This is a genomic window from Streptomyces sp. NPDC031379 (genome assembly GCF_055569615.1).
In genome coordinates, this window is sequence record NZ_JBVIIT010000015.1 from 76217 (window position 1) to 89404 (window position 13188).

A 13188-nucleotide genomic window follows, 5' to 3' on the forward strand; every position below is an offset into this window, starting at 1 on the left:
TGGGATGGGTGGTCGGGGGCGGGTGCCGGCCGGGGGCCCGGCGGCACGACCGCCCGTGGCCGGGCAGCGCCCCGAAGGGGTGCGGGGAACTGCGCGACGAGCCATGTCGGGCCCGCGCGGTGGACGGCCCGCAGTTCCACGGCGCTGCCCGCGCAGCGGACCCGCGGCCGCCGACGCGACCGCACCGGCCCCTTCAGCAGGCGCCCGGTCAGCCCTTCACGGCGCCCGTCAGCATCCCCTTCTTGAAGTGCCGCTGGACGAACGGGGACAGAACCGCCACCGGCAGCAGCGCCAGCACCATGACCGCCATCTGTACGGCCAGCCCGGACAGTTCACCGGTCTTGATGGCCTGGCCCAGCCCCACCGGAGCCTCCTGTTTCTGGACGAGCTGGATCATCACGTTCTGCAGCGGCATCATGTCCTGGTCGTTGAGGTACAGCGACGCGTTGAACCAGGCGCTCCAGTACCCGACCGCGTAGAAGAGCGTGATCACCGCGAGGACCGCCCGCGAGAGCGGCATCACGATCTGCCACAGGATGCGGACGTCCCCCGCCCCGTCGATGCGCGCGCTGTCGATCAGTTCCGGCGAGATGCCCATGAAGAACCCGCGCAGGACGAGGACGTTGAAGACGCTGACCGCGCTGGGCAGGATCAACGCCAGGTAGGTGTCGGTCAGGCCGAGGGACTGCACCAGCAGGTAGGTCGGGATGAGACCGGCGCTGAAGAACATCGTCGCCATCAGCGCCATCAGGATCCCCCGGTGCCCCAGCGAGCCGCTGCGCGAGAGGCCGTACGCGCACAGGACGGACACCGTCATGGAGAAGAGCGTGCCGGCCAGGGTGACCAGGACGCTGATGACCGCGGCACGGGTGACCTGGCCGCCGCTGAGCAGTTCCCGGTAGGCGACGAAGGTGACGTCCTTCGGGATCATGACCAGGCCGCCGGCCTCGTCGATGGTCTTCCGCGAGGACAGGCTGGTGACGACGACGATCCACAGGGGGAAGAGGACCCCCAGGCAGGCGAGCGTCAGCACGATCCCCTTACCCGCGAGGCCCGCCCTGCTCGGCGGCTCCTCCCACACCGGGCGGGGCGGGGCGGCCCACCGGCGCGGCCGGTCCGCCGGCCTGCCGGCCGGTTCGTCCACGGGCTTGTCGAGAACGGCCGTCACTTCCGGTACACCCCCTGCTCGCCCATGAGATGGGCCACCTTGTTGGCGGCGAGGACCAGGCCGATGCCGACCACGCCCTTGATGAGACCGGCGGCGGCCGCGTAGCCGAAGTCCTGGTTGCGGACTCCGTTCCACCACACGAAGGTGTCGAGGACCTCCGAGGCGCCCGGTCCGACGGCGTCGCGCTGGAGCAGGATCTGTTCGAAGCCGACCGTCAGCGCGTCTCCGACGCGCAGTACCAGCAGCAACGCGATCACCGGGCGCAGCGCGGGCAGCGTGACGTGCCACATGCGGCGCCAGCGGCCGGCGCCGTCCATCGCGGCGGCCTCGTACAGGTCCGGGCTGACGGAGGCCAGCGCGGCGAGGAAGACGATGATCCCCCAGCCCGCGTCCTTCCACACGCTCTGCGCGGTGACGAGGTACTTGAAGGTGCCGGGGTCGGTCATGATGTCGAGGCCGTCGAAGCCGTGCTGCCGCAGCAGCTGGGAGAGCAGCCCGGCGCCGCCGAGCAGCTGCTGGAAGACGGCGACGACCAGCACCCACGAGAAGAAGTGCGGCAGGTAGAGGACGGCCTGCGCGACGGCCCGCACCCGGGGTCTGACGACGCTGTTGATGAGCAGCGCGAGGAGGATCGGGATCGGGAAGTAGAGCACGAGCTGGAGGACGAAGAGCACCAGCGTGTTCCGCACCGCGCTCCAGAAGTCGGGGTCCTGGAAGATCTGCTGGAAGTTGTCCAGGCCGACCCAGGGGCTGTGCAGGATGGAGACGACGCCGTTGTCGCTGACGTAGGGGTCGTAGTCCTCGAAGGCGACGATGTTGCCGAGGATCGGTATGTAGTTGAAGAGCAGGACCAGGGTGACGGCGGGCAGCGTCATCAGGAGCAGGACGCGGTCGCGCCTGAACCGCAGGCGCAGGCTCGGTCTTTGCGCGCGCCGCCGTCGGCGGGGACCGGTGGCGCCGCCGGATTCCACCCGGGTCTTCGCCGTCGTGTCGGCCTCGGCGCTGCTCCGAGGCACCGTGCTGTGGGACACGGCCTTCTCCTTGCCTCAGTGCCTCGGTCAGCCGGCCGCCGTGCCGTTCTCGTCGAGGATCTTCTTGTACCAGTCGCGCAGCTTGTCGCCGCCCTTGCTCTTCCAGTCGGAGACGGCCTGCTGCATGTCGCCGATCTTCTTGCGGCCGCGCACGATGTCGTCCTCGAGCTGCTCGAAGTCGTTGCCGAGGTTGGTGTAGCGGCTGGGCTCGGTGATCTGCATGCCGTAGAAGGAGGACTTCTTGGTGAGGGCGCCCATCCGCTGCTGCCACTCGACCTGCCCCTTGGCGACCTCGGGGAAGTCGGGGTGCGCGATGGTCGGGGCGGGGCTCGCGATCATGACGTAGGCGTTGAGCACGTCGATGTTGCCCTGGTCGGTCTTGGTGGGGACGCCGTCCTCGACGGTGTAGTGGGTGCCCTCGACGCCGTAGTTGGTGAGCATGTACTCCTTGGTGCCGTACGGCGCGGCGGTGGCGTCGGCGACGGCGAGCACGTCCCGGATCACCGACTCGGAGGCCTTCTTGTTGACGAAGGCGAAGATCCCGGCGGGCTGTTCGGCCCACAGTTGCGGGTTGCCGCCGTCGTGGCCGAAGACGTCCATGCCCCAGATCTTGAACCGCGGGTTGTGCGCGGCCTGTTCGCCGGTACGGCTCCACCACTGGGAGATGTTGTTGGCGTAGATGAGGAACTCGCCGGCCGCGAACTTGGGCCCGGGGTCGGTGGCCTGGCTCTTGCCCAGCTCGGCGTCGGGGTGGACGACTCCGGCGGCGAAGAGCTTGCGGGTCCACTCCAGCGCCTCGAGGTACTCCTGGGTCTCGATGCGGTTGACGAGCTTGCCGTCGACTAGGTTCCAGCCGAGCGGCTTCTCGCTGCCGGAGAACACGCCGAAGGCCTGGAAGGCGGTCCACTTCATGTCGAGACAGGCCCACCGCTTGGCCTTGGCGTGGGTGATCTCCTTGGCGAGGGCCATGAACTCGTCCGCGGAGCGCGGGATCTCGTAGCCCTCCTCGTCGAAGACGTCCTTGCGGTAGAGCGGCACGATGCCGGTGACGTAGGGGGAGGGCTGGGGCAGGCCGCGCAGCTTGCCGCCGAAGATGGAGCGCTGCCAGGCGTCCGTCGGGATCGCAGCGAGGTTCGGGTACTGCTTGACCGCGTCGCCGGAGAGATAGGGGCCGAGGTCGGCGAACTTGGAGATGACGGCGCTCGGGATCTTGCCGTTCATGTTCCAGCCGGGGACGACGACCACGTCGGGTACGTCGCTGGAGGCGAGGACCGCGCCGAGTTTCTGCTCGTAGGTGTTGCCGTCCTGGTTCTGCCAGTGGACGTCGACGCCGATGAGGTCGTTCATCGCCTTGTAGTAGGCGTTGTCCTGCTTGGGCGGCGAGCCCCAGAACGGCGACATGACGGTGACCTTGCCGCCCTTGCCGAGCTTCTCGGGCACGGACGTCTTCAGCCCGGCGAGGTCGATCTTGCGGGTGAATCCGGCCGCCGACCCGTTCTTGGCCGGGATGTCCGGCGCCACCACGTTGTTGGCCACGTACGCCGGGAGCAGCTTCTCGGCGTTCTTGCCGGCCGAGGTGCCCCCGCGCGCACCGCTGTCCGAACTGCCGCAGGCGGTGAGCAGCGGCGCCCCGCCGGCCATGGCCGCAGCGGCGACCGCGGTGGAGGCGAGGAAGCTTCTCCGGCTGGGAGCGGAGGAGGCGGCGTTCGGCGTCATTGCGTCAACCCTTCGTGGCGCACCAGGACACCCGGCGGTGGGCCGTCGGCTGTGGTGTCTCGAGTGGATCCGGCCGAGCAGAAGCACTGATGGAGTCGAAGCGCTTCGATGTTGCAGCGAGGTTAAGTGAACACCTGGGGGCGCACAAGGGCCGGTTCCAAGATTCCTCCGATGCGCCGGGGGCCTGTCGGTCGTCGCACGAACCCTGCCAACTCGGCGCCGGATCCGTCTTCTTGGTGTACGGGACCTTGACACTCCACCCTGCGTCGACTGAGCATCGAAGCGCTTCGAAAGCATCCCGTCGCTCCATCCGCAAGGGGAACCGCTCGTGACCGTTGACTCGCCGTCCACGCCGCCTTTCCGCGATCCGCACCTGCCGTTCGCGAAGCGCATCGACGACCTGCTGGCGCGGCTCACCCTGGACGAGAAGGTCTCCTTCCTGCACCAGTTCGCGCCCGCCGTGGAGCGTCTCGGCATCGCCGCCTTCCGCACCGGCCAGGAGGCGCTGCACGGCGTGGCCTGGACGGGCCCGGCGACGGTGTTCCCGCAGGCGGTCGGCCTCGGCGCGACCTGGAACCCGGAGCTGGTGCGGCGGATCGGCGAGGCGGTGTCCAAGGAGGTCCGGGCGATGCGCGCCCGCGACGACCGGATCGGCCTCAACGTGTGGTCGCCGACGGTGAACCTGCTGCGCCACCCGCTGTGGGGGCGCAACGAGGAGGGCTACTCGGAGGACCCGAGGCTGACCTCGGCGATCGCCACGGCGTACACGCACGGCCTGCGCGGCGACCACCCCGTGTACTGGCGCACGGCACCCGTCCTCAAGCACTGGCTGGCGCACAACAACGAGACGGACCGGGCGACCTCGTCGGCCTCCGTCCGCCCGCGCGTGCTGCACGAGTACGACCTGCGCGCCTTCAGGGAGACGGTCGAGGCGGGCGCGGTGGCCGGGGTGATGCCCGCCTACAACCTGGTCAACGGCCGGCCCAACCACCTCTCCCCGTACCTGCGCGAGCACCTGCGCACCTGGACCGGCGACGACCTGCTGGTCTGCTCGGACGCGGGCGCACCGTCCAACCTGGTCGACGCCGAGCACTACTTCGACACCCATGAGGAGGCCACCGCGGCCGCCCTGCTGGCCGGGGTGGACAGCTTCACCGACCACGGCACGGACCCCTCCCGGATCACGGCCCGGGTCAAGGGGGCGCTGGACCAGGGCCTGCTGACGGAGTCGGACGTCGACGCCGCGGTCCGCCGTCAGCTCTCGGTCCGCTTCCGCCTCGGGGAGTTCGACCCGCACTACGACCCCCACCTGGGCACCGGCGCGTTCGACACCCCGGCCCACCGGGCCCTCGCACGCGAGGCCGCCGAGCAGGCGGTCGTCCTGCTGAAGAACGACGACGACCTGCTGCCCCTCGCCCCCGACACCCGGGTCGCGGTGGTCGGCCTCCTCGCCGACGAGTGCAAGCTCGACTGGTACAGCGGCAGCCTCATCCACCGCTCCACTCCGCTGGAGGGCCTGTACGAGCGGTTCGGCGCGCAGCGGGTGGAGTTCGCGGAGGGCATGGACCGCGTCCTTCTGCGCACCGCCACCGGCGCCTTCCTGCGGGTGCCGGCGACGAACGCGCCCGATGAGGCGCGGGGCGCCGAGGGCGCCCTGGATCCCGCGCTGCTCTCCGGCCGCACCGATCTCCCCCCGCTCACCACGGACCGCACCGGCACCGAGTTCGCGCTGGCCGACTGGGGCGAGGGGGTGCTGACCCTGCGCGCGCCCGACGGGCGCTATCTCTCGGTCGCCGAGGACGGGTACGTACGGGCGGCGGCGGACCAGCCCGGCGGCTGGGTGGTCCAGGAGACGTTCCGCCTCGAACCCCACCGGAACGGTCACCTCCTCAGGCATCTGGGCACGGGTCGCCACGTCCGTGTCGCCACCGACGGCGTGAAGGTTGCCGACACCGGCGACGTCTTCGAGGTGATCACGCTCGAGCGGGGCGAGGAGGCCGTGGCCCGGGTGGCGGGCGAGGCGGACGTCGTCGTGGTGGTCGCCGGCAACGATCCGCACATCAACGGCCGGGAGACCGAGGACCGTACGACCCTGCTGCTGCCGGACCACCAGCAGCGGCTGCTGCGCGCGGCCCGCGCCGCCAACCCGCGCACCGTGCTGCTGCTGGTGTCGGCGTACCCCTACGCGCTGGACGTGACGCGGCTGCCCGCCGTCCTGTGGACCGCGCACGGCGGGCAGGCGGCGGGCACGGCCCTGGCCCGTGTCCTGGCCGGCGACGTCTCCCCCGCGGGCCGCCTCCCGCAGACCTGGTACGACTCCGACGCCGATCTGCCGGACCTGCTCGACTACGACGTGATAGGCGGCCGCCAGACCTATCTGTACTTCGAGGGCACCCCCCTCTTCCCCTTCGGCCACGGCCTGTCGTACGCGTCCTTCGCCTACGCCGACCTGGCGGCCCGGGTGACGGACGAGGCGGTCCGGGTGTCCTGTACGCTCACCAACACCGGCGACCGCACGGCCGACGAGGTGGCCCAGCTCTACACCCGGGCGGCGGACCCGTCGGCGACCCGCCCGCGCCGCGAACTCCTGGCCCTGAGCCGGATCACCCTCGCCCCGGGCGCGACGACCCACCTCTCCTTCGAAGTCCCGCTGTCCGCCTTCGCGTTCTGGGACGTACGGCAGGGCCGGTGGCGGCTGGAGCAGGGACCGTACGACCTACTCGTCGGCGCGTCCAGCGAGGACGTCCGCCTGCGCACCACCGTCGTCCTGGACGGCGAACCCCCCGCCCCGCGCCCGGCCGTCCGGCTCGGCCTTCAAGCCGCCGACTTCGACGAGCAGTCGGGCATCGCGATCGTGGACCGGACGAGGACGGCGGGTGACGCGGTGACTCCGGCGCAGGGCGGGACTGCCGAACTGGTCTACCGGGCCTGCGACTTCGGGACGGGCGTGGGCGAGGTGACCGCCCGGCTGGCGGGCGAGGGCGTACTGGAACTGTCCCTGGACGGCGGCCCGGTCCTGGCCGAACTGCATCTCGCCACCCCCACCGCCGGCCCTTACGCCTACACCGCCCTGAGCGCCGGCCTCGCCGCCGAGGGCGTGCACGACGTCCACCTCAGGCTGCGCGGCCCGCTGCGGCTCGCGCACGTCGGCTTCTCCGGTTGAGGGTCCGCAGGAGCCGGCAACGGCGAACGGCCGCAGCCCCCGCACAGTGGGCTGCGGCCGTTCTGTTCCTGACCTGTCCGTGGCAGGTCAGAGCGCGAGACCGGTGAGAACCAGCACGCGCTCGTAGGTGTAGTCCTCCATCGCGAACCGCACGCCCTCGCGGCCCACACCGGACTGCTTGGCGCCGCCGTACGGCATCTGGTCGGCACGGTAGGACGGGACGTCGCCGATCACCACGCCACCGACCTCCAGGGCGCGGTGGGCGCGGAAGGCGACCTGCAGGTCGTGGGTGAACACGCCCGCCTGGAGGCCGTACTTGGAGTCGTTGACCGCGGCGAACGCCTCGGCCTCGCCGTCCACCTTCCGCACGGTGAGGACGGGGCCGAAGACCTCCTCGCAGGAGATCGTGGTGTCGGCCGGTACGTCGGCGAGGACGGTCGGCGCGTAGGAGGCGCCGTCGCGGTCACCGCCGGTGAGCAGGGTGGCGCCGGCCTCGACGGCCTCCTTCACCCACGACTCGACGCGCTTGGCGGCGTCCTCGCTGACCAGCGGGCCGACATCGGTCCCGGCGTCGGAGGGGTCGCCCGTGACCTGGGCCTCGACGGCCGCCACGATGCGCGGCAGCAGACGGTCGTAGACGGCGGCGTCGGCGATCACGCGCTGCACGGAGATGCAGGACTGGCCGCCCTGGTAGTTGGAGAAGGTCGCGATGCGGTTCGCGGCCCAGTCCAGGTCCTCGTCGGTGGCGAAGTCGGCGAGGACGACGGCCGCGCCGTTGCCGCCCAGCTCCAGGGTGCAGTGCTTGCGCGGCACCGAGTCCATGATCGCGTAGCCGACCTTCTCGGACCCGGTGAAGGAGATCACCGGCAGGCGCTCGTCCTGGACGAGGGCGGGCATACGGTCGTTGGAGACCGGCAGGATGGACCAGGAGCCGGCCGGCAGGTCGGTCTCGGCGAGCAGGTCACCGAGGATCAGACCGGAGAGCGGGGTGGCCGGGGCGGGCTTCAGGATGATCGGCGCACCGGCGGCGATGGCCGGGGCGACCTTGTGCGCGCACAGGTTCAGCGGGAAGTTGAACGGCGCGATGCCGAGGACGACACCCTTCGGGAAGCGGCGGGTGAGCGCCAGGCGGCCCTGGCCGCCGGCGTCGGTGTCGAGCCGCTGGGCCTCGCCGCCGTTGAACCGGCGGGCCTCCTCGGCGGCGAACCGGAACACCGAGACGGCACGGCCGACCTCGCCCCGGGCCCACTTGATGGGCTTGCCGTTCTCGGCGGAGATCAGCTGGGCGATCTCCTCGGTGCGCTCGACCAGCCGCTTGCTGACGTGGTCGAGGGCGGCGGCGCGCACGTGCGCCGGGGTGGCGGCGAAGTCCTCGCGGACGGCGTACGCGGCGGCCACGGCCTCCTCGACCTGGGCCTCGGTCGGCACGCTGACCTTGCCGACGAGCCGGCCGTCCCACGGGGAGGTGACATCGAAGGCGTCCTCGCCGGTGACCTGGCGGCCGGCGAGCCAGAAGGCGTGGGTGGCCCCCACATTCTTGTCCTGGGGCATGTGCGAGTCCCGGCCTTTCCGCGTTGAGGAAGTTCTTGGCTTTCGTCCTCCACGGTAGGGGCGAGGCGGCCGGGGGTCGCTTGTCCGAGTCGTAGCAGTCGGGGCGAGGGGTACGCCGGAATGGCAAGGTCACCACCGAGGCCGCGCCCCCGTGCCGTGGGCCGGGCGACCGGGGGGTCAGTCGGTCGAGGTCGCCTTCAGGGCGAGCCAGAGTTCCATCCGCACGTCGGGATCGTCCAGCGAGCGCCCCAGGATCTCCTCGACCCGCCGCATCCGGTACCGCAGCGTGTGCCGGTGCACCCCGAGGTCGGCCGCGGCCGCGTCCCACTGCCCGTGCCGCGACAGCCACGCCCGCAGCGAGGCGACCAGATCCCCGCGCCCGGTCGCGTCGTGCTCGTGGAGCGCCCGCAGCAACCCGTCGGCGAACGCCTTCACCGCGTCGTCGGCCAGCAACGGCAGCACGGACCCGGCGGCCAGCTGCTCGTGCTCCACGAACACCCGGCCGCGCCGCCGCGCCACCGACAACGCCTGCTCGGCCTGCTTGTAGGCGGCCGCCGCGGCTATCGGACCGGCCGGCGCGGACAGGCCGACGACCAGCTCGTGCTCCTCCGCGCCCGCCGGTTCGGGCACCGCCCGCGCCGTCTCCAGGGCGGCCGCGTACTCCGAGCAGGCGGCCACCGCCGCGCCGCCGTCCGCGGCGAGCACCACCAGCCGCTCCCCCTCGGGCACGACCAGGACGGCCTCCCCGGAGCGCGCGGCGGCGGACTCCAGGGTCTCGCTGAGACCGGCCAGCGGATCACCGGCGGTGCCGGCGGCGGCACCGCTCACGCCCGGCTTGGCGGCAGCCCCCGGCACGCGCGCGTGGGTGTCCGCGTGCGCCCGCGCGGACACCCCGGACACCGACTCGGCGACGATCATCCGGAAGGGCGCGTCCAGCAGCGCCCCGTACAGGTCCCCGGCGACCGCCCGGGCGTGGTCGGGCTCCCCGGCGAGCAGCATGCGCAGCACCGCCGTACCGATCCGCTGCTCGGCCGCGTGCAGCGAGCGGGAGCGTTCGGTGATCAGGGTGAGCAGGGCGATGGCCGAGTGGACGGCGTACCGCTCGGCGGTGCCGAGGGCGGCGGCGGTACCCACGGCGAGCGCCGCCCGCGGCCGCCGTCCCGTGCCCAGGGAGTGCAGCTCGACCCGGTCCTCGTGGTCGGGTCCGCCGACGACCGAGGACGCCGGGGCGGACCGCTCGCGCAGTCGTTCGACATCGGCGGTGAGCCGGGCGGCCCGCCGGCCGGCCCACTCCGGTGCGGCCGCGACGACGGCGCCCGAGGCGTCGTAGAGCGCCGCCCAGCCGTCGACCTGTCCGGCGAGCGCGGCGAGCAGGCCCTCGGGGCCGGCGTTGAGGGCCTGCTTGGTCAGCTCGCGCTGGGCGGCGAAGCCTGCCGTGACCGACCGGTACTGGTCAGCGGCGATCGCCGCGGACACGGCCTTGCTGATGGCGAGGAAGGGAGTGCGGCGGGGCACCTCCAGCAGCGGCAGCCCCTCCTCCTGGGCGGCGTCGACGAGGGCCTCGGGGATCTCCTCGTAGTTGACCCCGACGGCGAAGCCGAGCCCGACCACGCCCGCGCCGGCGAGCCGCCGCACATACCGGCGCATCGCCTCGGGGTCCTCCGCGTCCAGCTTCAGCGCGGTGATCAGCAGCAGCTCGCCGCCCTCCATGTAAGGGACGGGGTCGGCCAGCTCGCTGACGTGCGCCCAGCGGACGGGCACGTCGAGGCGGTCCTCGCCCGCGCGCACGGTCAGCTTGAGCGCGGAGTGGTGGACGAGCGAGGCGAGCGTCGGGGGCATGAGGCCTTCACGGTGAGGGGGATCCGGTGATCGCGGTGATCTTTTGGCCGCCGCGTATGAACGGCCTACCGCGATTCTGCCTCACCGTACGATCCCCCGCCGCCCGCTCCTCAGGCCCGCAGATCCACCAGCAAGGGCGGCGCGTGCTCCCCCTGCACGGTCGTCAACGACAACACCGCATGCCCCGGCGGCACCCCGTGAGCCAACTCAGAAGCCGACCACCGCTCCCGCTCGACCTGCCGCACGGTGACGGCCTCCGTCGTCACCGCCTTCCCGGTCACCAGCTTGCGCAAGGCATGGATCGCGCGCGTCATCGGCTGGTCCGCGAACACCGTGTGCCGGGCCACGTCCTTGGTCTCCACCCACTGTGTGCCCCAGGCGTCCGCGAACCGGCTGCCGTCCCACGTGGTGACTCCTGAGAACGCCATGCGGCAGCCGACGGCCGCGTACAGCGGTCCGTGCAGCGCCTCGGGGATGTCGCCGACGGTACGCAGAGCCAGCACCACACCCGCGTTGCGAGCGCGCAGACGCTGGATGCGTCGGACGGACTCGCTCGTCACCGCACCCGTGGCGTCATCCAGGACGAGGCAGGCGAAGTGGGCCCGCTCGCCTGCCATCGCCACGGCGCCGAACTGCGCGAGCACCAGCCGGGTGATGAGCCGGGACGCCTCCTCGTGTCCGCGTTCGGGCAGGTCGATACGGACCCGCAGTGGATGGTGGGCGAGAGCGCGCAACGAGAACGGCCGGGGTCCCCCTTGGTCCGCACCGAAGAACTCGGCGAACGCCGGCCGGTCCAGCACGGCCAGCCGGTCGGCCAGGACCGGGCCGGGATCGCCCGCGCTGCCCGCCTGCCGGGCACGTGCATCCAGTTCGCGGCGCATCGTCGTGTGCTCGTCCGCCGCGAGCGCCGCACGCAGCGCGCTCAGCGCCGAGGGCTCGCCTTCCAGGAGTTCCCGTAGCACGGGCAGCGTCGGGAAGCGTCCGTACGCCGCCCGGTACGGACCGAGGAGCTGGGCCATCACGGTGCCGGCCCGCTGCCCGCTCACCGTGTCCAGGTCGCCGACCAGTCCCTCCGCCAGGAAGGCGGCAGCCTCGTCAGGGTCGCAGGAGTCCGCGTACGGGTCGAGGTCGTGCACGGACGCGGCATCCCCCAGGCGTACGACGACGTCGTAGGCGGAGTCGGGGCCGAGTGGCGTGCCGGCCGCGCAGACGGCGACGACGGCGCACTGTCCGGCGAGGGCTTGCAGGCCGAGGGACTCGACGACGGGCCGGATCAGATGGCGCGTCTTGCCCGAGCCCGAAGGTCCCACCGCCAGCATCGAGGTGCCGAGGGTGTGCGGTCCGAGAGCCGCTCCTGCGCCACCGTAGGCGAGCGGGGTGCGGTCCCCTACCGTCCACTGCCCGATACGCACCTGCCCCGCGAGCAGATCGTGCCGGGCGGCTCGATCCGGCAGGTCTCGGTCGCCGGAGGGGTGGGTCCACGCGGCGGCGCCCTCACGCAGCACCGTATCGGTGAAGGACGCAAGTCGTGCCCGCGCACGGGCCATCGTCCACATGTGGCCGACCCTGGCGCAGTCCACGTCGTTCATCCGGCCGGCGTGCACCTCTGCGGCGAGCACGTCCGCGGCCTGATGCTGACCGGCCTCCCGCAGCTCGGGCCACTGCGACGGCCGCCGGTCGACGGCCGGCGGTGCGGCCTGGGCCGTCTCCGCCCGTCCGCGCGCGGCGCGCGCCTCCTTCGCAAGGGGCCACCAGCCGCCGATCCGGGCGAACGGCCACAGCACCAGCAGGGTGATGAGCGCGTACAGCCCGTCCGTGAGCGGCTCCGACGCGAACACGCCGTAGTCGCCGGTGATCAGAACGATGAGGGAGAACAACGGATCCTGTACGGGCAGGGCGTCCCAGCCGATACCGAAGGTGCTGGGGAAGACGAAGGCCAGCGCGATGAGTGCGCCCAGGGCGGCGATCAGGGCGCGTGCGGGCTGCGGGCGTCGGGCGACGACGTGCCTGATGATGTCGGACCAGCCGCCCAGGCGCGCCATGGCGAAGACGAGGATCGCGAAGGCCACACCGTCGGCGACCGTGACGGCCTCGACGCCTTGATAGCCCTTCGGCGACGTCGTCCCGGCCCACCACCAGTCGTCCGGGGTGAGCAGCTTCAGGACGGCCCACTGATAAGGGATCCTGCCGTGCCGCCACAGCGACCAGAGCAGCAGCCCCGCCGCCAGGGGGACGAAGAATCCGACGACGGTGACGGGGGCCAGGCGCTGATCCTGGCGCGCGGCCTTGGGCCGGAGGTAGCCGTAGCGCCAGATACCGGGCTCGACCGCCGGGCGCGGCTCGTCGAGCCAGCCGGCGACGGGCGAGGGGGGGTACAGGGCGTGCGGGACGTGCGAGGGGTTCGGTTGAGAGGGTGCCACGTCTGGTGCCCGCGTCGGCCGCGGTGGCACGGCGGCGCCGTCGTACTGCGTCGTCGGCCCGCCCAGGGGGGCGGCGGGCATGTTCGTCGGCGCCGTCGGGCGCGGTACCGGGTTCGCTTGTGGGGTGCGTGTGTCCCGGGTGCCGTCGCTGTCCATCCGTCCTGCCCCCTGACCAGCCGTTCCGTCCACCATCAGCGAGCCAATCTAACGCCCCGGCAAGGGGAGTTCACCGCTTACGTGGCCGTAAGGGCCCGCCGACCGGGCGTATGGCGGTCACGTTGCTATGTCCACCGCGGACAA

Annotated in this window: 7 protein-coding genes; 1 reads left to right on the forward strand and 6 read right to left on the reverse strand. The window is 72.1% G+C overall.

Annotated elements, in window-relative coordinates; translation table 11 throughout:
- Nucleotides 1-208 precede the first annotated feature (208 nt).
- From ACZ5CW_RS22185 to ACZ5CW_RS22195, 3 genes are read right to left on the reverse strand one after another with little or no spacing between them, the layout of a single operon-like run.
- Nucleotides 209-1168 (reverse strand): carbohydrate ABC transporter permease, encoded by a 960-nt coding sequence (locus tag ACZ5CW_RS22185; RefSeq protein ID WP_468603913.1) that lies wholly within the window; start codon nucleotides 1166-1168, stop codon nucleotides 209-211.
- Nucleotides 1165-2199 carry an ABC transporter permease gene (locus ACZ5CW_RS22190; RefSeq protein WP_468603915.1) on the reverse strand — a complete coding sequence of 345 codons (1035 nt, stop codon included), beginning with the start codon at nucleotides 2197-2199 and terminating at the stop codon, nucleotides 1165-1167. Before ACZ5CW_RS22190 ends, ACZ5CW_RS22185 begins: the two co-directional genes overlap by 4 nt.
- Nucleotides 2200-2226: 27 nt before the next feature.
- A complete protein-coding gene (locus tag ACZ5CW_RS22195; protein ID WP_468603917.1) occupies nucleotides 2227-3915 on the reverse strand; it encodes an extracellular solute-binding protein in 1689 nt (562 codons plus the stop codon).
- A 328-nt stretch (nucleotides 3916-4243) separates the two neighbouring features.
- Here ACZ5CW_RS22195 and ACZ5CW_RS22200 point away from each other — a divergent pair, with 328 nt between their 5' ends.
- Nucleotides 4244-7078 carry a glycoside hydrolase family 3 C-terminal domain-containing protein gene (locus ACZ5CW_RS22200; protein WP_468603919.1) on the forward strand — a complete coding sequence of 945 codons (2835 nt, stop codon included), beginning with the start codon at nucleotides 4244-4246 and terminating at the stop codon, nucleotides 7076-7078.
- A gap of 87 nt (nucleotides 7079-7165) precedes the next feature.
- Here ACZ5CW_RS22200 and ACZ5CW_RS22205 read toward each other — a convergent pair whose 3' ends face one another.
- From ACZ5CW_RS22205 to ACZ5CW_RS22215, 3 genes are all read right to left on the reverse strand, one after another.
- Nucleotides 7166-8611, reverse strand: a complete 1446-nt coding sequence (locus ACZ5CW_RS22205) for an aldehyde dehydrogenase family protein (protein ID WP_468604139.1) — start codon at nucleotides 8609-8611, stop codon at nucleotides 7166-7168.
- Nucleotides 8612-8806: 195 nt separating this feature from the next.
- The gene (locus ACZ5CW_RS22210; RefSeq protein ID WP_468603921.1) at nucleotides 8807-10468 is read right to left on the reverse strand and encodes a PucR family transcriptional regulator; all 1662 of its coding nucleotides are present in this window, start codon (nucleotides 10466-10468) and stop codon (nucleotides 8807-8809) included.
- A gap of 110 nt (nucleotides 10469-10578) precedes the next feature.
- Nucleotides 10579-13044, reverse strand: coding sequence for an ATP/GTP-binding protein (locus tag ACZ5CW_RS22215; RefSeq protein ID WP_468603923.1), 2466 nt, complete (start codon nucleotides 13042-13044; stop codon nucleotides 10579-10581).
- Nucleotides 13045-13188: the final 144 nt, after the last annotated feature.

Bases quoted from the DNA above. Each gene is read 5' to 3' on its own strand.
- ACZ5CW_RS22195 (WP_468603917.1), bottom strand. From the start codon at position 3,915: ATGACGCCGAACGCCGCCTCCTCCGCTCCCAGCCGGAGAAGCTTCCTC.
- ACZ5CW_RS22210 (WP_468603921.1), bottom strand. From the start codon at position 10,468: ATGCCCCCGACGCTCGCCTCGCTCGTCCACCACTCCGCGCTCAAGCTG.
- ACZ5CW_RS22215 (WP_468603923.1), bottom strand. From the start codon at position 13,044: ATGGACAGCGACGGCACCCGGGACACACGCACCCCACAAGCGAACCCG.